This window comes from Bradyrhizobium sp. USDA 4452, assembly GCF_054063575.1.
Genome location: NZ_JBSSGK010000001.1, coordinates 4,763,408 through 4,783,467, shown reverse-complemented (window position 1 = coordinate 4,783,467; position 20,060 = coordinate 4,763,408). Strand labels below are relative to the sequence as shown.

Here is a 20,060-nt window from a genome sequence, read left to right as displayed (position 1 = left end):
ACCCGGGGCTCCTCCGCCAATTGAGTGGGAAACGGGCCATCCTGGGTTCAACGGCGAAAAACGCAGCAAAATAAGCGCTCTCGCCGCTGACACGGTCTGCCAGAGATATGGCCCGGTCAGGGGGTTGTCAACGCCGCCAAGATGTCAAGGAATTCATCATTTTGACAAGACTTTCGCGTTGCCAATGTAACACGATTGGGCGAGTGTCCGCCCCGCTCGAGCTTCCCCCCTTTGAGACAAGGATTTTGCATGACCACCTCGCCTCCGGAAACCAAAACCGGCCTGCGCCTCGGCCTCGCCACCCTGGCCGCCACGGGCTGTCTTGTCGCAGTGCTGGCTGCCGGCCTGCCGGTCCGCGCCGCGGAATCCGACCCGGTGCTGGCGAAGGTGAACGGTTCCGAGATCCATGCCAGCGACGTGGCGCTCGCCGAGGAGGAACTCGGCCCGAGCCTGCAGCAGATGGACCCCTCGACCCGCAAGGACAACGTGCTGTCCTTCCTGATCGACATGAAGATCGTGTCCAAGGCCGCCGAGGACAAGAAGATCGAGAACAATGACGACTTCAAGAAGCGGCTCGCCTTCACCCGCAACCGCCTGTTGATGGACAGCCTGCTTGCCAGCGAGGGCAAGGCCGCGACCACCGACGACGCCATGAAGAAGGTCTATGAAGAGGCCTCCAAGCAGATCACCGGCGAGCAGGAGGTGCGCGCCCGCCACATCCTGGTCGAGACCGAGGACGAGGCCAAGGCGATCAAGGCCGAGCTCGACAAGGGCGCCGACTTCGCCGAGCTCGCCAAGAAGAAGTCCAAGGACCCCGGCGCCTCCGACGGCGGCGACCTCGGCTTCTTCACCAAGGAGCAGATGGTGCCGGAATTCTCCGCGGTCGCCTTCACGCTCGAGCCGGGCAAGATCTCCGATCCGGTCAAGTCGCAGTTCGGCTGGCACATCATCAAGGTCGAGGAAAAGCGCAACCGCAAGGCGCCGGACTTCGAGCAGGTGAAGGCCCAGATCGAGACCTATGTGACCCGCAAGGCCCAGGCCGACTACGTCGCCAAGCTGCGCGAGGCCGCCAAGGTCGAGCGCATGGACAAGCCGGCCGATGCGGCCAAGGACGCCGCCGCTCCGGCCGATGCCGCCAAGGATGCGCCGAAGCCCGCCGACAACAAGATGGCGCCGGCGAAGAAGTAAGCTTCTCGAACGTTGCAGTTGCGATGGCCGGGCATGTCCCGGCCATTTGCTTTTGCGGCGCCCTCGTAGCCCGGATGGAGCGAAGCGAAATCCGGGGCAGACCATCCGCAGTGACAGCGGCCCCGGATTGCGCTTCGCTCCATCCGGGCTACGGCTTCCTTGAACAATTGATGACAGCCCGTTCACGCCCGAGCCCTCTCCCGCTTCTCACGGCGAGATGTTATGCAGCGCTTCCCTCCCCGTAGCCGGAAGCCTCCCATGTCCACCGCCGTCTCCCCCCTCGCCCCGCCCGACGTCCCCGAGATGCCCGTGATCGCGGGTGTGCGGCTTGCGACCGCTGCCGCCGGCATCCGCTACAAGGGGCGTACCGACGTGCTGCTCGCGCTGCTGGACAAGGGCACTACGGTCGCCGGCGTCTTCACCAAGTCGAAATGCCCGTCGGCGCCGGTCGAATGGTGCCGCGCCAAGCTGAAGGGCGGGGCTGCGCGCGCCCTGGTGGTCAATTCCGGCAATGCCAATGCCTTCACCGGCAAGACCGGCAAGGCCTCCACCGCGCTGACCGCGCAGATCGCGGCGAAGGCGGTCGGCTGCTCGACGTCGGACGTGTTCCTCGCCTCCACCGGCGTGATCGGCGAGCCGCTCGACGCCAGCAAGTTCGACGGCGTGCTGGCACAGCTCGCCGAGACCGCGACTCCCGACCTCTGGATGGACGCGGCCAAGGCGATCATGACCACCGACACCTTCCCGAAGGTCGCGACCGCGACGGTGAGACTCGGCAAGGCCAAGGTGACGATCAACGGCATGGCCAAGGGCGCCGGCATGATCATGCCCGACATGGCGACCATGCTGTCCTTCATCTTCACCGACGCGCCGCTTTCGGCATCGGTGCTGCAATCCCTGCTCAAGGCCGGCGTCGAGGACACCTTCAATGCGCTAACCATCGACGGCGACACCTCGACCTCGGACACGCTGCTGGCGTTTGCGACCGGCGCTGCGGCTGCCAACGGTGCGCCGAAGATCTCGCGCGCCAGCGACCCGCGCCTGAAGGCCTTCACCAAGGCATTCCAGCAGATCCTCGCCGATCTGTCCGAACAGGTGGCGCGCGACGGCGAGGGCGCGCGCAAGCTGGTCGAGGTCGTGGTCGAGGGCGCCACGACAAAACCGTCGGCGCGCAGAATCGCGATGTCGATCGCCAATTCGCCGCTGGTGAAGACCGCGATCGCCGGCGAGGACGCCAATTGGGGCCGCGTCGTGATGGCGGTCGGCAAGGCCGGCGAGCCCGCCAACCGGGACAAGCTCTCGATCTCCTTCAACGGCATCCGCGTCGCCAAGAGCGGCGCGCGCGATCCGTCCTACAACGAGAAGGAGGTGTCGGAGGCGATGAAGGCGCCGAAGATCCAGATCAAGGTCGCGCTCGGCCTCGGCAAGGCAAAAGACCGCGTGCTGACCTGCGACCTCACCAAGGAATACGTCGCGATCAACGGCGACTATCGGTCATAGTAGTCACTGTCATTCCGGGGCTCGCGAAGCGAGAACCCGGAATGACGCCGATGGCGTCAGCTCGAAATCCGCGCGTCGGCGACCGCCTTCTTGAACAGCGCGTTCATCGCATCCGCGATGCCCTGGGTCGGGCTGACCTCGAAATAGAAGCCCGGCGAGGCGCAGGCCTGCATGTTCTGCGCGATCTGGCTGTTCGGCGACGGCCCGAACGGACCCTGGTTGAACGGATCGATCCAGGTCATGTACCAGTTGTTGGTCGGCAGTTGCAGATAGGTGGTGTAGAGCACCGCGATCTTGATGTTGCGCTTCTTGATCGCATCGCAGAGCGCCGGATTGATCGGCGACTGGCAGCGATTGCTGCCGGTGATCGGCTTCAGGCAGCTTGCATTCGGCTCGTCGGCGACGCCATCGGACACGAAGAACAGGTACTTCATCGGCGCGGCCGCGGTGCCGGGCCCCGGCGCGCTGATCGCGTTGCTGATGGCCGGAAGCACCGTCGAGAACTGGCTGTCCTTGTCGGCGGTGTACGAGTCGTTGTTGCCATAGACGCCCATCAGGTCGATGTTACCGGCCGCGGTCTTGGCGCTCGACAGGCTGGTCGACAGTGTGAACAGCGCGCGCAGGCCGATCGTCGCCGACGAGGCGCCGAAATCGTAGATCGCCATCCGGTACTGGCTGGCATAGGTCGCGGTGTTCGCGGCGGTGTCCATCAGCTGCTGCGTCGCGCTGCGCAGCACGTCGATCCGCGTCGTCACGCCGAGCGTCTTGGCGAGATTGTAGTAGTTGTTGGGATCGTTGTAGTCGTGACAGGCGAACGCGCACTGGTCCGGCGTGTTGTTGACCATCTTGGTCACGTCGGCGGGCGTCGCTGCGACCCCCATCGACGGCGAATTGTCCAGCAGCAGATAGAAATCGATATAGAGCGGCATGTTCGCGGTCGAGGTCGAGGTGCCCGACACCGACACCTTGCTCCGCCCCAGCACGCTGAGGAACATGGTCGGGACATCTGCGGTGAACTGGACCGTCGAGGTGATGGTGCTGCCGCTCTTGGTCATGGTCGGCGTCACCTTGGTCAGCGTGAAACCGTTCTGGTTGAAGATATTGCCGTTGAAGATATTCTTCGCGTCGGCCTCGCCGGCCGAAATCTCGCCGTCCGAGGTCATGGCGCCGGCCGCGATGAAGCCGGGCGATGCCTTGGCGACCGATCCGACGCTCGCCGCGTCGGCGGCCGATATTAGCTTGCTGCGGATCTGGTTGGCGCGGGAATAGTCGACCGCACATCCGACCGCGACGAGGATCGGCAGCAGGGCCAGGCCAAAGATCATCGCGATGTTGCCAGAGCGATCGCGGCGGAAACGGCTGACGGTCCGGAGCAAGGTGCGCATGGGTTATATCGGCAGAGAAATTGATAGGCTGATAAATCAGGACCTTCACCCTGCCGGCGGCGCATTAAGGCCGGCTTATCGCGAATGCAGAAAAAGCGCGCAGGCACAAATCGTTTGGCCGATGGCGCGTTGCTGGTTAATGAAAGCTTGCAACAACAAGGAACATTCGTGCTGCATGGCCGACATCAAGCTGACCCTCGTCGTCGCCTGCGCGCTGGTCGATGCCGACAAGCGCGTGCTGCTGGCGCAGCGTCCCGAAGGCAAGGCATTGGCGGGGCTGTGGGAATTCCCCGGCGGCAAGATCGAGCCCGGCGAGCGGCCGGAACAGACCCTGATCCGCGAGCTGCACGAGGAGATCGGCATCACCGTGAGCGAGCCGTGCCTCGCGCCGCTGACCTTCGCCAGCCATGCCTACGAGACCTTCCATTTGCTGATGCCGCTCTACATCTGCCGCCGCTGGGAGGGCATGGCGGTGGCGCGCGAGGGACAGAACCTCGCCTGGGTACGCGCCAACAAGCTGCGCGACTACCCGATGCCGCCGGCGGACATCCCGCTGCTGCCGCATCTGATCGATCTGCTGCTGTGATCGGCTTCGCCTCTCCCGCCCCGCTTGCGGGGGAAGCGGCTATCCAAATTATTGAAAACAACCCCATGCACAGTAGCCGGCGGTATCGTCGGCGTTCGATCAGGCGGCTTGACACGTCGGGCAACTCACCGGCATAATTCCATTATTCCGAAATCGCTTAGACGCCCACTCGGCGGCCTCATAAGAGAGGTTGGCTGGCATGGACAACTGCGATTCGGAGAAAGGTGGGCAACGGCAACAGCCGCACTGCTGCTGCGATTGCTGTTATTTCGCCGGCGCCGCTAAGCGGGCCAACCGTAAGGGACGCACGCTTGACGGGCTCCCTCCCGCCTTGCGGGGGAGGGCTGGGGAGAGGGGTGCCACACGGCGCGCTCTCTCGGCATGCATCTTGAAGACGGGCGCAGGTTGAAGAAGCGATGATCACACTCGTATTTCGCCCGGGGCTACCCCTCTCCCAACCCTCTCCCACAAGGGGAGAGGGAGCCTGAACAGCGTGCTCACCTCACGCTTCAGCGCTTCGTGCCTTTCACCGCGGCCTCAAGGCTCGCCTTCGCCGAGCCCGGCTTGAGCGGCTTCGGCTGGCTGTCATGCGGCGCCCAGCCGGACAGCCAGACGATGTCGAAGGTGGCGCGGATGCGGCCGTCGGGGTCGGCGAAGCGCTCGCCGTAGATCTGCGCCATCCGCAGCATGGTGGCGCGCCGGGTCGGCGTATGGCGGCGCTCGCGCAGCACATTGGTCGCGCCCATGCGCCTCAAGTCCTGCATCAGAGCGAACGCGCTGGCATAGCGCACCACGACGCGGTCCACGTCGGTGACGGGCAGCGCAAAACCGGCCCGCTGCAACAGCGCGCCGATATCTCGCAGATCGGCGAACGGCGCGACGCGCGGCGACACCCCGCCTTCGCATTCGGCCTCCGCCGCAGCAAAGCTCTGCCTGAGCTCGGTCAGCGTGTCGCCGCCGAGCATCGCAGCGAGCAGCAGCCCGTCCGGCCTCAACGCCCGCCGGATCTGCGCCAGCACGCCCGGCAGATCGTTGACGAACTGGAGGGCGAGCGCGGAGACCACCAGATCGAGCGACTCGGGCGCTAGACCAAGCGCTTCCACCTCGCTGAAGCCGATCGGTTCGACCGATCCGACCCGTGCGCGCACGGCGTCCGCCAGCCCATCGCCCGGCGTCCAGATGTCGGCCGCGGACGAAAAGCTGCGCGACACCGCAAGCAACCGGTCGGCCATGTCTTCGGTGGCGCGCTCGAGCAGGAACGTCGCCGCCCCCGCGACCTGCGCGCGCGCCAGCCGCGCGCCAAGCAGTGCGCGATCGAACAGGACGGGGGCCGTGGCCGGGGTCGGTGCCATCCGCGCTGGTTACGCCGGACTGCCGCCACTGGCAATGCGCCTTGAGCCCGTGCGGCTCAAACGCTAGCCTCATCGGCTATGGACGCCGAGACATCACCGACACGCTCCATTTCCGGTCACATCCAGCGCGCGTTCGGCGCAGTCGGCGGGGCGTGGCTGCATACCGCGCGGCTCGCGCTCGACATTGCGCTGCCGACGCTGTGCGTGTCGTGCCGCGAGCCGGTTCATGGCGAAGGCGTCTGCGCGGGCTGCTGGGCCAAATTGTCGTTCATCGCGCCGCCGTTTTGCCCGCGGCTCGGGATTCCCTTCGTCTACGATCCCGGGCCCGAGCTGCTGTCGATGGAGGCGATCGCCAATCCGCCGGCCTACCAGCGCGCCCGCGCCGCGGTGCGCTATGACGACGTCGCGCGCACCCTGGTGCACGCATTGAAATACCAGGATCGCACCGATCTCGCGCCAACAATGGGCCGCTGGATGGCGCGCGCGGGGAAGGAATTGCTAGCAGATGCCGACATGCTGGTGCCGGTTCCCCTGCATTGGCGACGCGGCTGGAGCCGGCGCTACAACCAGTCCGGCGCGCTCGCCAAGGTGATCGCGCGCCAGAGCGGTGTCAAAATGGTCTCCGAGGCGCTGCGGCGCACCCGCGCCACCGAGCAGCAGATCGGACTGTCGCGCAAGGACCGCGCCAGCAATGTGCAGGGCGCATTCGGGGTCGCCGATGAACGCAAGGCTGATATCCAGGGCCGCCGTGTGATCCTGGTCGACGACGTCCTGACCTCCGGCGCGACAGTGGATGCCTGCGCGCGGGCACTGCTCCGCGCCAAAGCCGCGCAGGTCGACGTCCTAGTGTTCGCCCGGGTTGTCGATACCCACCGCGCTCCCATATAATCTGTAACTTCAGGTTCAACCGAGCACACCATGACCGCTGCCATCGAAATCTACACCCGCCCGGGCTGCGGCTATTGCACCGCGGCCAAATCGCTGTTGACGCGCAAGAATGCCGCGTTCACCGAACTCAGCGTCGCCAGCAACCCGGCCTACCGCGACGAGATGTACGATCGCGCCGGCGCGGGTTCGACCTTCCCGCAGATCTTCATCGGCACGACCCATGTCGGCGGCTGCGACGAGCTCTACGCGCTCGACCGCGAGGGCAAGCTCGACGGCCTGCTCAGCAACGGAGGCGGCGCCTGATGAGCACGGACAATATCTTCACCGCCGCCATGGTGCAGATGCGCACCGGATTGCTGCCCGAGCCGAGCCTCGAGCAGGGCACGCGGCTGATCCGCGAAGCGGCAGCGCAGGGCGCGAAGTATGTGCTGACCCCCGAGGTCAGCAACATGATGCAGCTGAACCGCAAGGCGCTGTTCGAACATCTGGCGAGCGAAGAGGACGACAAGTCGCTGCAGGCCTATCGGGCACTGGCCGCCGAACTGAAGATCCATCTGCATATCGGCTCGCTGGCGCTGCGCTACTCGCCGGAGAAGGCGGTCAACCGCTCGTTCCTGATCGGGCCCGAGGGCAATGTGCTCGCGAGCTACGACAAGATCCATATGTTCGATATCGACCTGCCGGGTGGCGAGAGCTATCGCGAATCGGCCAACTACCAGCCCGGCGAGACCGCTGTGATCTCCGACCTGCCCTGGGGCCGGATCGGCCTGACGATCTGCTACGACGTGCGCTTCCCGGCGCTCTATCGCGCCCTTGCCGAAGCCGGCGCGTCGTTCCTCACGGTTCCGTCTGCCTTCACCCGCAAGACCGGCGAAGCGCACTGGCACACGCTGCTGCGCGCCCGCGCCATCGAGACCGGCTGCTTCGTGTTCGCCGCGGCGCAGGCCGGCCTGCATGAGAACAAGCGCGAGACCTTCGGCCATTCGCTGATCATCGACCCCTGGGGCGAGATCCTGGCCGAGGGCGGCGTCGAGCCGGGCGTGTTCCTGGCCCAGATCGATCCCGCCAAGGTCGAGACCGCGCGCAAGACGATCCCCTCACTTCAGCACGGCAGGCGTTTCGGCATCGCCGACCCCAAGGCCGGCCCGGAGCATCTGCACCTCGTCCGAGGCTCGGCATGATCCGCTACACGCTGCGCTGCGAGCGCGGCCATCAGTTCGAGAGCTGGTTCCAGAGCTCCGCGGCCTATGAATCGCAGGAGCGGCGTCACCTGATCGATTGCCCGTCCTGCGGCTCCGACAAGATCGAGCGCGCCATCATGGCGCCGCGGGTCGTCAGCAAGAAAGGCCGCGAGCAGGCCCGCACGGCGCCGGCTGCGCCCGTCGAGACGACGCCGAATGAATCGACCTCGCTGATGATGGCGCAGGAGCGCGAGCTGCGCAGCAAGCTGAAGGAACTGCGCGACCATATCGTCAGGAACGCCGACAATGTCGGCGACCGCTTCCCCAACGAGGCGCGCAAGATGCATTACGGCGATATCGAGCACCGGCCGATCTACGGCGAGGCCTCGCCCGAGGAGGCGCGCGCGCTGATCGACGAAGGCGTCGAGGTCTCGCCGCTGCCGACGCTGCCGGAAGACCGGAATTAGGGCGAGCCGCTTCTATCCTCGTCATTGCGAGGAGCGAAGCGACGAAGCAATCCAGCTTCGTGCTTGTTGCGCTATGGATTGCTTCGCTTCGCTCGCAATGACGGGTGAGCTAAACCGGCCGAGCGTACCGATGACCCCCGAAACCTTCTCCTCCTGGCAGGTCTGGGCCTTTCTCTCGGCCGTGTTCGCCGCGCTGACCGCGATCTTTGCCAAGGTCGGCGTCGAGGGCATCAACTCCGATCTCGCCACCCTGATCCGCACCGTGGTCGTGCTGATCACGCTGTCGGCGATCCTGTTCGCGACCGGACAGTTCACGCAGTCCGGGCCGATCTCGACCAAAAGCTGGCTGTTTCTGCTGCTGTCCGGGCTCGGCACCGGCGCGTCGTGGATCTGCTATTTCCGCGCACTCAAGCTCGGGCCGGCGACGCTGGTCGCGCCGATCGACAAGCTGAGCGTGGTGCTGGTGGCGCTGTTCGGCGCGGTCTTTCTCGGCGAGCGCCCCTCGGCCTATGGCTGGGTCGGGATCGCGCTGATCTCGGCCGGCGCGGTGCTGATTGCCGTGAAAGGCTGATCTAAGCTGCGATCAGCAGCGCGACGCCGATCACGATCAGGACGATGCCGAAAACCTCGCGCAGCGAGACCGGCTGCTTGAGCGAGAAGTACGCCACGCCCTGCGCGAACAGCACCTCGATCAGTGCCAGCGTGCGCACATTGGCGGCGGCGGTGAGCGCGAATGCCAGGAACCAGGACTGCGAGGAGAACGCGCCCATGAAGCCCGCGAACATCGAGGGCCGCCACAGGCCGAGAATTTTGCGCAGCACGTCGGGCGCGCGCAGCAACAGATAGACCGACAGGATCAGCGTCTGGACGAAGAGGCTCCACATCAGCGTGTAGGAGGCCGCCGTCACGAACGAGACGCCGGGCACCGCGATGATGGCGCCGCGAAAACTCACCGCCGAGATCGCGAACACCGCGGCGGCGCCGAGGCCGAGCACCGTCGGGCGCAGATCGGCAAAGCTCTTCTGCCCGCCAGGCCGCAGCGCGGTGATGACGACGCCGATGGTCGCGGTCACGATCGCGATCACCTTTGATGTCGTCAGATGGTCGCCGAGGAAGATGAAGCCGAAGATCGCGGTCTGGATCGCCTCGGTCTTCATGTAGGCCGTGGTCACCACGAAGGAGCGGTCGTTCATCGCCAGCAGCATGAAGCCGGTGCCGACGATCTGGCTGAGCGCGCCGGCCACCAGCCACGGCCAGAACGAGGCCGCCGGCCACGGCAGGCGGTCGCTGGTCAGCAGCACCGCCAGCACGAAGAACACCACCGCGAACGGCAGCCCGAACAGGAAGCGGATATTGGTCGCGCCCCAGGTCCCGAGCGGCCCGGTGAGATGCCGCTGCATCGCATTGCGCGCCACCTGCCCGAACGCAGCGACGATGGTGAAGGGAATCCAGAGCGAGGCGATCGTGAACATGTGGGAAAAGGCAAAGCGTGCGGCGGGAGTACACGCACAGCGTGCCGATTGCGGTCGAGGCGGTCAATCGAGACGGTGCATGACTGGATTGCGCGACGTCCGCAAACTCCCCGTAGCCCGGATGAAGCGAAGCGCAATCCGGGGCCAGCTTCACCGCGGACGAAGGAGTCCCGGATTGCGCTGCGCTCCATCCGGGCTACGGATTCCCCATAACCGGGGCGAGGTGAAAGCTACACCTCCTCCGCCACCACCATGTAGTTCACGTCCATGTCGGACGAGATGCTCCATTTGTCGGCGAGCGGGTTGTAGACCACGCCGGCCTGTTCGGTGACGGTGAGATTGACGTCGCCGAGATAGCGGTCGAGCTCGGCGGGGGTGACGAACTTGCTCCACTCATGGGTGCCGCGCGGCAGCCAACGCAGCACGTATTCGGCGCCGACGATCGCCAGCGCAAAGCTCTTCCAGTTGCGGTTCAAGGTCGAGACCACCATCAACCCGCCCGGCTTGAGCATCGCGGCGCAGCGCTTGATGAAGGCGCCGACGTCGACGACGTGCTCGACCACCTCCATCGCCAGCACGATGTCGAAGCGCTCGCGCGCGTCCATCTCCTCCACCGTGGTGCAGCGGTAGTCGATCGACAGGTGGCCCTTGTCGGCGTGAAGCTTCGCGGCCGCGATGTTGGTGGCGGACGGATCGATCCCGACCACCTGGGCCCCCAGCCGGGTGAACGGCTCGCAGAGCAGGCCGGCACCGCAGCCGATGTCGAGCAGGCGCAGGCCGGACAGGCAGCTCAGGCTCTTGGCGTTGCGCTCGAACTTGCGGCAGGCGGCGTCGCGGATATAGGTCAGGCGTAACGGGTTGATCTTGTGCAGCGGCGCCATCTTGCCGCGCGGATCCCACCATTCATCCGACAGTTTCGAGAATTTTGCGATTTCGGCCGGATCGACCGAGCTGGCGGTGGCATTGGCGGAGGAACTGGAAAGAGCTGTTTGCGTGGCCATGGTTGCGCGCCCCTATCGCGCGGTAATCGAACTGCGGAACGCCAAAGGCGACGCGATGGTCCTGATCTTCTCAAAACCTTCGCCGACGCCGCGGATCGTGACGTCGCCATAATTGAGGATGCGGCCGAGGATGCTCTGGTTGACATCGACGCTCTCGACCTTGTCGAGGCTCATCTCGAAGGTGCGCCGCTTGATGAATCCGGTCTTGTGGACGACGCGGAGGTTGGTGACGTCGGTTTCGGTGGTCCAGCGGTGGAACCAGGCCGCGGCGGTCCAGTACAGCGCCGCGACAGCAACCACGGCGGCGGCGGCAAGGCACGCCAAAACGAGGCCGTCGACCGTCGTCATGCGCGATGCGATCAGCAGCACCAGGGCAACGATCCAGGCCAGGATCGCCTGCCAATAGAAGATCCAGTGCGCATTGGTGGAATACAGCACCTTCTCGCCAGGCTGCAGGATTTCGTCGATATAGCGTCCCATCCAATCCCGCCTTCGAACCAGTCCCGAGTTACGCCCCGAGTTACCCTTGCGCCACAACCGGCCCGCAACCGGTCAAAACAGCCCCAAGGGACCCCAATAGCCCCCCACCAACCGGCTTGCCCCCGGGCGCGGCGCTATGTATACGCGCCTTTCGGTGCCGGCGCTTGCGGTTTTCGGCGTGGGTTAACCTACTTATCCTCTTAAAGGAATAGACGCGTCGTCATGGGCCGCCTCGTGATGAAATTCGGCGGTACGTCCGTCGCCAATATCGATCGTATCCGCAACGTCGCCCAGCACGTGAAGCGCGAGGTCGACGCCGGCCACGAGGTCGCCGTCGTCGTCTCGGCGATGTCCGGCAAGACCAACGAGCTGGTGGCCTGGTGCACCGAGGCTTCCCCGATGCACGACGCGCGCGAATATGACGCGGTGGTCGCCTCCGGCGAACAGGTCACCTCGGGCCTGCTCGCGATCGTGCTGCAGGGCATCGGCATCCAGGCGCGATCGTGGCAGGGCTGGCAGATCCCGATCAAGACCTCGGACGCGCACGCTTCGGCGCGCATCCTCGACATCGACGGCAGCGAGATCATCGACCGTTTCAAGGAGCGGAAGGAAGTCGCCGTCATCGCCGGCTTCCAGGGCATCAATCCGCAGACCGGCCGCATCACCACGCTCGGCCGCGGCGGCTCGGACACCTCGGCGGTGGCGATCGCGGCTGCGCTGAAGGCCGACCGCTGCGACATCTACACCGATGTCGACGGCGTCTACACCACCGATCCGCGCGTGGTGCCGAAGGCGCGCCGGCTCGACAAGATCGCGTTCGAGGACATGCTGGAGCTGGCCTCGCAGGGCGCCAAGGTGCTGCAGGTCCGCTCGGTGGAACTCGGCATGGTGCACAACATGCCGATCTTCGTGCGCTCCAGCTTCGACAAGCCTGAGGATATCGACCCGCACGCCAACCAGCCGCCGGGCACGCTGATCTGCAGCGAGGAGGAAATCATGGAAATGCACGTCGTCACCGGCATCGCCTTCACCAAGGACGAAGCCCAGATTTCCGTGCGCCAGATCGAGGACAAGCCGGGCGTGGCAGCTTCGATCTTCGGGCCGCTCGCGGATGCCAACATCAACGTCGACATGATCGTGCAGAACGTGTCGGAGGACGGCAAGACCACCGACCTCACCTTCACCGTGCCGGCCACCGACTACAACCGCGCCAAGGACACCATCACCTCGGCCAAGGCCAAGATCGGCTATGCCCGGCTCGACACCGCGACCGACGTCGCCAAGGTCTCGGTAATCGGCAGCGGCATGCGCAGCCATGCCGGCGTCGCGGCGAAGGCGTTCAAGGCGCTGTCCGAGCGCAACATCAACATCCGTGCCATCACCACCTCCGAGATCAAGTTCTCGGTCCTGATCGACGCCGCCTACACCGAACTCGCAGTGCGCACGCTGCACACGCTGTACGGGCTGGATCAGGCGTAGGGTTTCTACCCGTCGCCATCCGAGCGCTCCCCCTTTCGTCATTCGGGGGCCCGCGAAGCGGGAGGCCGGAATCCATCGGGCCGCATGCTCCGTGGATGAATGGATTCCGGGCTCTCGCTTCGCGAGCCCCGGAATGACGAGGGGATGGGTCCCAGCGCGCGAACTCAGAATCGGCCGTCCTCCGGTACCCACATCCCGGAGTTAGAATTTCTCTTAGCGGCCGCAGCATTGGGCTGACGCAGACGTTATTTGCTACTGGCAGGCGTTTTGCTTGGCAAAGCGAGCCTCGATTGGCTATACGGCCAGTCAGGTGGGCTGTCGCAAACTGTGGCACAGTTTGTGCGATCCCGAATCGGCGGGAACTGGCGCGAGCGGCGACGCCGAATGACTAAAATTGTTGTTTTTGACGAGTTTTGCGCCAACGGCCGGCCCCGGTGCGCCGGCCTCGTGGGGAGGGACTGAAGCACATGCGGAGCGCGTCGGGAGGCCCCCGCGTCCTGTTGAGACGGCTCCGCGAAACCATGGCGGAGCAAGTCTCCGCCCAGGAACGCCTCGACAAGATCGTGGTGCTGATCGCGGCCAACATGGTGGCCGAGGTCTGCTCCTGCTACGTGCTGCGCATCGACAATACCCTCGAGCTCTACGCCACCGAAGGTCTGAACCGCGACGCCGTGCACCGCACCGTGCTGAGCGCGCATGAAGGCCTGGTCGGCCTCGTCGCCAGCGAGGCGACGCCGCTCAATCTCTCCGACGCACAGAGCCACCCGGCGTTCGCCTACCGCCCGGAGACCGGCGAAGAAATCTACCATTCGTTCCTCGGCGTGCCGATCCTGCGCGCCGGCAACACGCTCGGCGTGCTCGTGGTGCAGAACCGCGCCAAGCGCACCTATGTCGAGGAAGAGGTCGAGGCGCTGCAGACCACCGCCATGGTGCTGGCGGAGATGATCGCCTCCGGCGAGCTTGCCGCGCTGGCGCAGCCCGGCGCCGAGCCCGCCGCGCGGCATTCGCTGCACAAGACCGGCGCGGTGCTCTCCGACGGCATCGCGCTCGGCCATGTCGTGCTGCACGAGCCGCGCGTCGTCATCACCAACTATATCGCCGAGGACCTGCCGAAGGAGATCAAGCGGCTCGACACGGCGCTCGCCAATCTGCGCGCCGATCTCGACCGCATGCTGGAGCGCGGCGACGTCGCCGAAGGCGGCGAGCACCGCGAGGTGCTGGAAGCCTACCGCATGTTCGCCAACGACCAGGGCTGGTCGCACAAGCTGCATGAGGCGGTCGCCACCGGCCTCACCGCGGAAGCCGCGGTCGAACGCGTGCAGTCCGACACCCGCGCGCGCATGCTGCGCTCGACCGATCCCTACTTGCGCGACCGGCTGCACGATCTCGAGGATCTCGGCCATCGCCTGATGCGGCAACTGGTCGGCCAGGACCATGCGCCGACGCGCGAGCAGCTGCCCGACAACGCCATCCTGATCGCCCGCGCGATGGGCCCCGCGGCGCTGCTCGACTATGACCGCAAGCGGCTGCGCGGCCTGGTGCTGGAGGAAGGCACCGCCAATTCCCATGTCTCGATCGTGGCACGCGCGCTCGGCATTCCCGCGGTCGGCGGGGTGCCGAACGCGCCCGGCATCGCCGATCCCGGCGATGCCATCATCGTCGACGGCATTTCCGGCGAGATCTATGTCCGCCCCTCGGCCGAGATCGAATCCGCCTATGCCGAGCGCGTCCGGTTCCGGGCGCGGCGGCAGGCGCAATATTCGGCGCTGCGCGACAAGCCTTGCGTGACCAAGGACGGCCAGCCGATCGAGCTTCTGATCAATGCCGGCCTGACCATCGACCTGCCGCATATCGAGGACACCGGCAGCGCCGGCATCGGCCTGTTCCGCACCGAACTGCAGTTCATGGTGAGCCCGAGCCTGCCGCGTTCGAGCGACCAGCTCGCGCTCTATCGCACCGTGCTCGACGCCGCGGGCGCAAAACCCGTCACCTTCCGCACGCTCGACATCGGCGGCGACAAGGCGCTGCCCTACATGGAGACCGTGGTCGAGGAAAATCCCGCGCTCGGCTGGCGCGCGATCCGGCTCGGCCTCGACCGCCCAGGCCTGTTGCGCGGCCAGATCCGCGCGCTGCTGCGCGCCGGCGGCGGCCGCGCCCTGAAGATCATGTTCCCGATGATCTCCGACATCACCGAGTTCGACCAGGCCAAGGCGATCGTCGAGCGCGAGCTGACCTATCTGCGCCAGCACGGCCATTCGCTGCCCGAACGGATCGACATCGGCACCATGGTCGAGGTGCCGGCGCTGCTCTACCAACTCGACGAGCTGCTGAAGAAGGTCGACTTCGTCTCGGTCGGCTCCAACGACCTGTTCCAATTCCTGTTCGCGGTCGACCGCGGCAACGCCAAGGTCTCGGAACGCTTCGACATCCTGTCGGCGCCGATCCTGCGCGCGCTGCGCGACATCGTGCGCAAGGCCAGGGCCGCGAAGAAGGCCGCCTCGCTGTGCGGCGAGATGGCGTCGAAGCCGATCGGCGCGCTGGCGCTGATCGCGCTCGGCTATCGCTCCCTCTCGCTGTCGGCGACCGCGCACGGCCCGGTCAAGGCGATGGTCCTCGACCTCGACGCCAGGAAGGCCGAGGCGATGATCAATCCGCTGCTGGACGCGCCGGTCGGCAGCGTCTCGATCCGCGAGGCGCTGACCAAGTTTGCGGAAACCGAGGGGCTGGCCTTGTAGCGACGCTGCCGTCGCCTCCGCCACCTTCGCGCTTTTCAGCAATTCGAGACTCCGCCATGCTACCCGAAGCCAAACTCGACGTCCTGCTCGCCCATCACGCCTCGCTCGAGGCCGAGCTGCTCGGCGAGGTCAAATCCGATCGATATGTCGCGATCACGCGCGAGCTCGCCGAGCTCAACCCGCTGATCGACGCAGTGAAGACCTATCGCTCGGCGCGGACCGAGCTCACCGACACCGAGGCGATGCTGGCCGATGCCGGCACCGACGCCGAAATGCGCAGCATGGCAGAAGCCGAGCTGGAGACGTTGCAGGCGCGCATCGGCGATCTCGAGCAGCAGATCCGCGTCGCGCTGCTGCCGAAGGACGCGATGGACGACCGCAACGTGGTGCTGGAAATCCGCGCCGGCACCGGCGGCGACGAGGCCTCGCTGTTCGCCGGCGACCTGTTCCGGATGTATGAGCGCTTCGCGGCCTTGCAGGGCTGGAAGGTCGAGGTGATCTCGGCGAGCGAAGGCACCGTCGGCGGCTACAAGGAAATCATCGCCGAGGTGCAGGGCCGCGGCGCCTTCGCCAAGCTGAAATTCGAATCCGGCGTGCATCGCGTGCAGCGCGTGCCCGACACCGAGACGCAAGGCCGCATCCACACCTCGGCCGCGACCGTCGCCGTGCTGCCCGAGGTCGAGGACGTCGATGTCGACATCAAGGACACCGACTTGCGGATCGAGACCATGCGCGCCGGCGGCGCCGGCGGCCAGCACGTCAACAAGACCGAGTCCGCGATCCGCATCACCCATCTGCCGACCGGCATCGTGGTGATGATGCAGGACAGCCGCTCGCAGCACAAGAACCGGGCGTCGGCGATGAATATCCTGCGCTCGCGCATCTACGACGCCGAGCGCCAGCGCGTCGAAGCCGCGCGCTCCGCCGACCGCAAGGAGAAGGTCGGCTCCGGCGACCGCTCCGAGCGTATCCGCACCTATAATTTCCCGCAAGGACGCGTCACCGACCACCGCATCAACCTGACGCTCTACAAGCTGCCGCAGGTGATCGCGGGCGAAGCGCTCGGCGAACTGATCGATGCGCTGACCACCGAGCACCAGGCCGCGCAGCTCGCGGCGCAGGGCGCGGCGGCGTGAAGTCGGTAGCCCGGATGAAGCGAAGCGAAATCCGGGAACGGCGTATCCTCGCGCGAGATTCCCGGATTGCGCTTCGCTTCATCCGGGCTACAGGATGGTGTTTTCCGTGAGTCCTTTCGCCGGCCAGAGCATCGATGCGGCACGACGCGTGCTCGCCGCGCGACTGCAGGCCGTCGGCAATGATTCCGCCGAGCTTGACGCGCGGCTGCTGGTCGGCGCAGCGCTCGGGCTCGATCTGACCGGCATGGTCAAGGCAGCCAAACGGACACTGACCCACGACGAAACGGATCGCCTCGAGAACCTCGCGCGGCGCCGCCTCGCCGGCGAACCGGTCGCGCGCATTCTCGGCATCAAGGAGTTTTGGGGACTGCCGCTGCATCTTTCCGCCGCGACGCTGGTGCCGCGCCCCGACACCGAGACCGTGGTCGAGCGCGCGCTCGAACTGCTGCGCGCCGATGGTGCGTCGGATCGCGCGCTGCGGATCGCCGATCTCGGCACCGGCTCAGGCGCCATCCTGCTGGCGCTGCTTTCGGAACTGCCGAACGCGCATGGCTTCGCTACCGACATCTCGGCGGCGGCGCTGCGGACCGCGAGCCGCAACGCCGCCGAGCTCGGGCTTGGCGATCGCGCGACATGGATCGCCTGCGACTATGGCAGCGCCCTGACCGGCGCGTTCGACCTGATCGTGTCCAATCCGCCGTACATCCCCTCGGCCGATATCGCCGGTCTCGACATCGAGGTGCGCGCATACGATCCGCGCGCGGCGCTCGATGGCGGGGCCGACGGGCTCGACGCCTACCGCGCGCTGGTTTCGCAATCTGCGGGTCTTTTGACCTTGGGTGGATTTCTGGTTGTGGAAGTCGGGCTGGACCAGAGCGGCGACGTTGAAGCGCTGATGACGGCTTTCGGGTTATCCCCAACGGGCCCGCCCAAGGCCGATCTCGGGGGTGTTCCGAGGGCCGTTTCGGCCCGCCGGCTGCCCCGATAAAGTCCTATTGGAACGTAAAAAAACCTCTTGGATTATCCCCCGGGAACGACTACGTTCCGGGCACAACATCGGTGCTGGCCCCGTAACCGTTACGGGTGATGTCCAGGGTTCAGCAGAGCCCGCCGATCGAAAGGTTCCAGGAACGCAGGTCTCATCGAGCGCAATAGCTGAAGCTGTGCTGCTCTGACCGCCAAGCGAACGAAAGCCTGTTATTGCGCTTGAACACTTACGCACGAGAACTGGGCCTGTCTCAACGGGCGGAATGATTTGGTCGCTGGCGCGATTTGCCGGCGGCGGTTGGGGAACGCGTCTTTGCTGAACGCGACTTTGCTGAACGAGATGGTCGGCGACATCGATGCCTCTTCGAACGGTATTGCGATTCCGTGCGCCTGGGCGCGCGCCGAATCGGACTTTGGGAAATCGGACTTTTGCGAAATCGGACTTCCGAGAAGCGGACTGTGGACTGCAATAACTTCAGGGCTGGAATAAAAGGCGACAGATGAGAAACGGTCAGAACAACAAGCGGATGCGCAACCGGAACAACAACAATAATAACAACAACAATAACCGGCGCGGCCAGAATCCCCTGACACGGGTGTACGAATCGAACGGACCCGACATCAAGATCCGCGGCACGGCCTCCCACGTGGCCGAGAAATACGTCCAGCTTGCGCGCGATGCACGCTCCTCCGGCGATCCGGTGGCAGCCGAGAACTACTACCAGCACGCCGAGCACTACTACCGGATCATCGCGGCCGCGCAGGAGCAGTTCCGGCAGAATCAGCAGCAGCCGCGCCCCGACGCCGAGGTGACGCAGACCGAAGACGACGACAGCGACGGCTATTCGAGCTTCGGCCAGGAGCCCGGCTTCGTGCCGCAGCAGCAGCAACCTTTCATGCGCGAGAACGGCCAGCAGCCCTATCAGCGCGAGCAGCAGCAGCCGCGCGAGCATCGCGAGCGTGAGCAACAGCCGCGTGAACACCGCGAGCGCGAGCATCGTCCGCAGCCGCAGTATCAGCCGCAGCCGCAGAACCAGCCGCAGCCCGCGATGGCCGATGCCGGCGGCGTCGATCGCCTGCCCTCGTTCATCACCGGCGGCGCGCAGCCGCAGGTCAACGGTGGCACCTATGAAGCCGGCAATGGCGGCGCAGAACGCGGCGAACGCAGCGAGCGCTTCCCGCGCCGTCGCCGCCGTCCGCACGGCCCCCGCCCCGATATGGCGGCGCAGCCGGCGCCGAGCGACGACTTCAATCCGGGCAACGAGTAGCGCACGTATGCGGCCACCCTCCCCTGGAGGTTGGCACCGTTACTCGCTGCTGGTCGTTCTACGTTTCCGCGTGGCTGGATTTGCGTGTCGCCGACGAGGACGGCACCAGCACCGGACGCAACGACGGGATCAGCTGCGTGCGCTCGCGGCGCGCGGGGATGGCGCGATAGACCTGCTTGCTCGCTTCCACGATATGCACGCCGGCGAACGGCATCGACAGCGCCGCGCCGAGACGCTCCCACGCCATCGCCGAGCGCAGGAACCAGCTGCCCTGCACCGGCGGCATGAACAGCGCCTCGCCCCATGACGCCGGCGTAAACCAGGTCTGTCGCAACAGCTGGGTGATCTGCGCCCGCGAATAGGGCCGGCCGTGGCCGAACGGCGTGGCATCGGTGCGTGTCCAGACGCCGCGCCTGTTCGGGATGATCGCGATCAGCCGCCCCGACGGCGACAACACGCGCCACACCTCGCGCAGCAGCCGCTCCGGATCGTCGGACATCTCCAGCGCATGCACCAGGAGCACGCGGTCGACCGCGGCATCCGGCAGCGGCATCGAGAATTCGTCGATCAGGGTCGCCAGCGCCGGACGGCCGGTCGGCCATTTCAGCACGCCCTGGGCCGCTGGCATGAAGGCGATGCAGCGCTCGGAGGTATCACGGAACAGGCCGAGATAAGGTGTCGGATAGCCGAGCCCGAGCACGCGCTGGCCTTCCGCGTTCGGCCACCGCGCGCGGATGCCGCGGTTGATCAGCTGCCGCGCCACGATGCCGAGGCGCTGCGAATAGAAGTCGCGGAGGTCGATGACGTCCATGATCCTAGCCTAACATGCCTCTTGCAGCCGGTGAGCGCCGAAATTTGCGTTGCCGCCGGAGCGTTAACGCCATATTTCACCCCTATATTGGGCGCGCCAGGAGCATGATCCGGCAGCGGCGACACCGGGTCTCCCTCGCGACAA

19 protein-coding genes are annotated in these 20,060 nt (G+C 65.9%); 13 read left to right on the top strand and 6 right to left on the bottom strand.

What is annotated here, in order from left to right; all coding sequences use genetic code 11:
- Nucleotides 1-249 precede the first annotated feature (249 nt).
- Both ACVISU_RS22950 and argJ read left to right on the top strand, forming a co-directional pair.
- A complete protein-coding gene (locus ACVISU_RS22950) occupies nucleotides 250-1,188 on the top strand; it encodes a peptidylprolyl isomerase (RefSeq protein WP_050404800.1) in 939 nt (312 codons plus the stop codon).
- 258 nt (nucleotides 1,189-1,446) lie between these two features.
- Nucleotides 1,447-2,688: a bifunctional glutamate N-acetyltransferase/amino-acid acetyltransferase ArgJ gene (gene argJ / locus ACVISU_RS22945; RefSeq protein ID WP_456708401.1), complete on the top strand. Its 1,242-nt coding sequence runs from the start codon at nucleotides 1,447-1,449 to the stop codon at nucleotides 2,686-2,688.
- Nucleotides 2,689-2,744: 56 nt separating this feature from the next.
- Here the strand turns inward: argJ and ACVISU_RS22940 are convergent, their stop codons facing one another.
- Nucleotides 2,745-4,073, bottom strand: a complete 1,329-nt coding sequence (locus ACVISU_RS22940; protein WP_050404798.1) for a TadE/TadG family type IV pilus assembly protein — start codon at nucleotides 4,071-4,073, stop codon at nucleotides 2,745-2,747.
- A 175-nt stretch (nucleotides 4,074-4,248) separates the two neighbouring features.
- On the opposite strand from ACVISU_RS22940, the gene ACVISU_RS22935 reads away from it, so the two are divergent.
- Nucleotides 4,249-4,659, top strand: coding sequence for a (deoxy)nucleoside triphosphate pyrophosphohydrolase (locus tag ACVISU_RS22935; protein ID WP_050404797.1), 411 nt, complete (start codon nucleotides 4,249-4,251; stop codon nucleotides 4,657-4,659).
- A gap of 509 nt (nucleotides 4,660-5,168) precedes the next feature.
- On the opposite strand, the gene ACVISU_RS22930 is transcribed toward ACVISU_RS22935, so the two are convergent.
- Nucleotides 5,169-6,011, bottom strand: a complete 843-nt coding sequence (locus ACVISU_RS22930; RefSeq protein ID WP_456708400.1) for a methyltransferase domain-containing protein — start codon at nucleotides 6,009-6,011, stop codon at nucleotides 5,169-5,171.
- A gap of 78 nt (nucleotides 6,012-6,089) precedes the next feature.
- Between ACVISU_RS22930 and ACVISU_RS22925 the strand changes: the two genes are divergently transcribed.
- From ACVISU_RS22925 to ACVISU_RS22905, 5 genes are all read left to right on the top strand, one after another.
- Nucleotides 6,090-6,899, top strand: coding sequence for a ComF family protein (locus tag ACVISU_RS22925; protein ID WP_050404795.1), 810 nt, complete (start codon nucleotides 6,090-6,092; stop codon nucleotides 6,897-6,899).
- Nucleotides 6,900-6,929: 30 nt separating this feature from the next.
- Nucleotides 6,930-7,202, top strand: a complete 273-nt coding sequence (gene grxC, locus ACVISU_RS22920) for a glutaredoxin 3 (protein WP_050404794.1) — start codon at nucleotides 6,930-6,932, stop codon at nucleotides 7,200-7,202.
- Entirely contained in the window at nucleotides 7,202-8,080 is an 879-nt protein-coding gene (locus tag ACVISU_RS22915) for a carbon-nitrogen hydrolase family protein (RefSeq protein ID WP_050404793.1), read from the top strand. The genes grxC and ACVISU_RS22915 overlap by 1 nt, the downstream gene beginning before the upstream one ends.
- Nucleotides 8,077-8,547 (top strand): DUF1178 family protein, encoded by a 471-nt coding sequence (locus ACVISU_RS22910; protein WP_050404792.1) that lies wholly within the window; start codon nucleotides 8,077-8,079, stop codon nucleotides 8,545-8,547. Before ACVISU_RS22915 ends, ACVISU_RS22910 begins: the two co-directional genes overlap by 4 nt.
- A gap of 130 nt (nucleotides 8,548-8,677) precedes the next feature.
- Nucleotides 8,678-9,118: an EamA family transporter gene (locus tag ACVISU_RS22905; RefSeq protein ID WP_456708399.1), complete on the top strand. Its 441-nt coding sequence runs from the start codon at nucleotides 8,678-8,680 to the stop codon at nucleotides 9,116-9,118.
- A gap of 1 nt (nucleotide 9,119) precedes the next feature.
- On the opposite strand, the gene ACVISU_RS22900 is transcribed toward ACVISU_RS22905, so the two are convergent.
- The 3 genes from ACVISU_RS22900 to ACVISU_RS22890 all read right to left on the bottom strand — a co-directional run bounded on the left by ACVISU_RS22900 (nucleotide 9,120) and on the right by ACVISU_RS22890 (nucleotide 11,500).
- Nucleotides 9,120-10,019 carry an EamA family transporter gene (locus ACVISU_RS22900; RefSeq protein WP_456708398.1) on the bottom strand — a complete coding sequence of 300 codons (900 nt, stop codon included), beginning with the start codon at nucleotides 10,017-10,019 and terminating at the stop codon, nucleotides 9,120-9,122.
- 230 nt (nucleotides 10,020-10,249) lie between these two features.
- Nucleotides 10,250-11,020: a bifunctional 2-polyprenyl-6-hydroxyphenol methylase/3-demethylubiquinol 3-O-methyltransferase UbiG gene (gene ubiG, locus ACVISU_RS22895; protein ID WP_456708397.1), complete on the bottom strand. Its 771-nt coding sequence runs from the start codon at nucleotides 11,018-11,020 to the stop codon at nucleotides 10,250-10,252.
- Nucleotides 11,021-11,032: 12 nt separating this feature from the next.
- Complete coding sequence (locus ACVISU_RS22890; protein WP_050404788.1) at nucleotides 11,033-11,500, bottom strand: PH domain-containing protein; 468 nt, start codon at nucleotides 11,498-11,500, stop codon at nucleotides 11,033-11,035.
- A 222-nt stretch (nucleotides 11,501-11,722) separates the two neighbouring features.
- On the opposite strand from ACVISU_RS22890, the gene ACVISU_RS22885 reads away from it, so the two are divergent.
- The 5 genes from ACVISU_RS22885 (at nucleotide 11,723) to ACVISU_RS22865 (ending at nucleotide 19,105) form a co-directional block, all read left to right on the top strand.
- Nucleotides 11,723-12,979 carry an aspartate kinase gene (locus ACVISU_RS22885; protein ID WP_050404787.1) on the top strand — a complete coding sequence of 419 codons (1,257 nt, stop codon included), beginning with the start codon at nucleotides 11,723-11,725 and terminating at the stop codon, nucleotides 12,977-12,979.
- A gap of 467 nt (nucleotides 12,980-13,446) precedes the next feature.
- Complete coding sequence (gene ptsP, locus ACVISU_RS22880; RefSeq protein ID WP_050404786.1) at nucleotides 13,447-15,714, top strand: phosphoenolpyruvate--protein phosphotransferase; 2,268 nt, start codon at nucleotides 13,447-13,449, stop codon at nucleotides 15,712-15,714.
- 56 nt (nucleotides 15,715-15,770) lie between these two features.
- Nucleotides 15,771-16,850 (top strand): peptide chain release factor 1, encoded by a 1,080-nt coding sequence (gene prfA / locus ACVISU_RS22875; protein WP_050404785.1) that lies wholly within the window; start codon nucleotides 15,771-15,773, stop codon nucleotides 16,848-16,850.
- A gap of 94 nt (nucleotides 16,851-16,944) precedes the next feature.
- Nucleotides 16,945-17,838: a peptide chain release factor N(5)-glutamine methyltransferase gene (gene prmC / locus ACVISU_RS22870; protein ID WP_456708396.1), complete on the top strand. Its 894-nt coding sequence runs from the start codon at nucleotides 16,945-16,947 to the stop codon at nucleotides 17,836-17,838.
- Between the two features lie 499 nt (nucleotides 17,839-18,337).
- Nucleotides 18,338-19,105: a DUF4167 domain-containing protein gene (locus ACVISU_RS22865; RefSeq protein WP_456708395.1), complete on the top strand. Its 768-nt coding sequence runs from the start codon at nucleotides 18,338-18,340 to the stop codon at nucleotides 19,103-19,105.
- Between the two features lie 58 nt (nucleotides 19,106-19,163).
- On the opposite strand, the gene ACVISU_RS22860 is transcribed toward ACVISU_RS22865, so the two are convergent.
- Nucleotides 19,164-19,916, bottom strand: coding sequence for a class I SAM-dependent methyltransferase (locus ACVISU_RS22860; RefSeq protein WP_050404783.1), 753 nt, complete (start codon nucleotides 19,914-19,916; stop codon nucleotides 19,164-19,166).
- Between the last annotated feature and the right edge of the window lie 144 nt (nucleotides 19,917-20,060).

Bases quoted from the DNA above. Each gene is read 5' to 3' on its own strand.
- grxC (WP_050404794.1), top strand. From the start codon at position 6,930: ATGACCGCTGCCATCGAAATCTACACCCGCCCGGGCTGCGGCTATTGC.
- ACVISU_RS22865 (WP_456708395.1), top strand. From the start codon at position 18,338: ATGAGAAACGGTCAGAACAACAAGCGGATGCGCAACCGGAACAACAAC.
- ACVISU_RS22935 (WP_050404797.1), top strand. From the start codon at position 4,249: ATGGCCGACATCAAGCTGACCCTCGTCGTCGCCTGCGCGCTGGTCGAT.
- ACVISU_RS22910 (WP_050404792.1), top strand. From the start codon at position 8,077: ATGATCCGCTACACGCTGCGCTGCGAGCGCGGCCATCAGTTCGAGAGC.
- prfA (WP_050404785.1), top strand. From the start codon at position 15,771: ATGCTACCCGAAGCCAAACTCGACGTCCTGCTCGCCCATCACGCCTCG.
- ACVISU_RS22940 (WP_050404798.1), bottom strand. From the start codon at position 4,073: ATGCGCACCTTGCTCCGGACCGTCAGCCGTTTCCGCCGCGATCGCTCT.
- ACVISU_RS22885 (WP_050404787.1), top strand. From the start codon at position 11,723: ATGGGCCGCCTCGTGATGAAATTCGGCGGTACGTCCGTCGCCAATATC.
- ACVISU_RS22900 (WP_456708398.1), bottom strand. From the start codon at position 10,019: ATGTTCACGATCGCCTCGCTCTGGATTCCCTTCACCATCGTCGCTGCG.
- ACVISU_RS22905 (WP_456708399.1), top strand. From the start codon at position 8,678: ATGACCCCCGAAACCTTCTCCTCCTGGCAGGTCTGGGCCTTTCTCTCG.
- ACVISU_RS22925 (WP_050404795.1), top strand. From the start codon at position 6,090: ATGGACGCCGAGACATCACCGACACGCTCCATTTCCGGTCACATCCAG.
- ACVISU_RS22930 (WP_456708400.1), bottom strand. From the start codon at position 6,011: ATGGCACCGACCCCGGCCACGGCCCCCGTCCTGTTCGATCGCGCACTG.
- ACVISU_RS22860 (WP_050404783.1), bottom strand. From the start codon at position 19,916: ATGGACGTCATCGACCTCCGCGACTTCTATTCGCAGCGCCTCGGCATC.
- prmC (WP_456708396.1), top strand. From the start codon at position 16,945: ATGGTGTTTTCCGTGAGTCCTTTCGCCGGCCAGAGCATCGATGCGGCA.
- ACVISU_RS22890 (WP_050404788.1), bottom strand. From the start codon at position 11,500: ATGGGACGCTATATCGACGAAATCCTGCAGCCTGGCGAGAAGGTGCTG.
- ACVISU_RS22950 (WP_050404800.1), top strand. From the start codon at position 250: ATGACCACCTCGCCTCCGGAAACCAAAACCGGCCTGCGCCTCGGCCTC.
- ubiG (WP_456708397.1), bottom strand. From the start codon at position 11,020: ATGGCCACGCAAACAGCTCTTTCCAGTTCCTCCGCCAATGCCACCGCC.
- ACVISU_RS22915 (WP_050404793.1), top strand. From the start codon at position 7,202: ATGAGCACGGACAATATCTTCACCGCCGCCATGGTGCAGATGCGCACC.
- argJ (WP_456708401.1), top strand. From the start codon at position 1,447: ATGTCCACCGCCGTCTCCCCCCTCGCCCCGCCCGACGTCCCCGAGATG.
- ptsP (WP_050404786.1), top strand. From the start codon at position 13,447: ATGCGGAGCGCGTCGGGAGGCCCCCGCGTCCTGTTGAGACGGCTCCGC.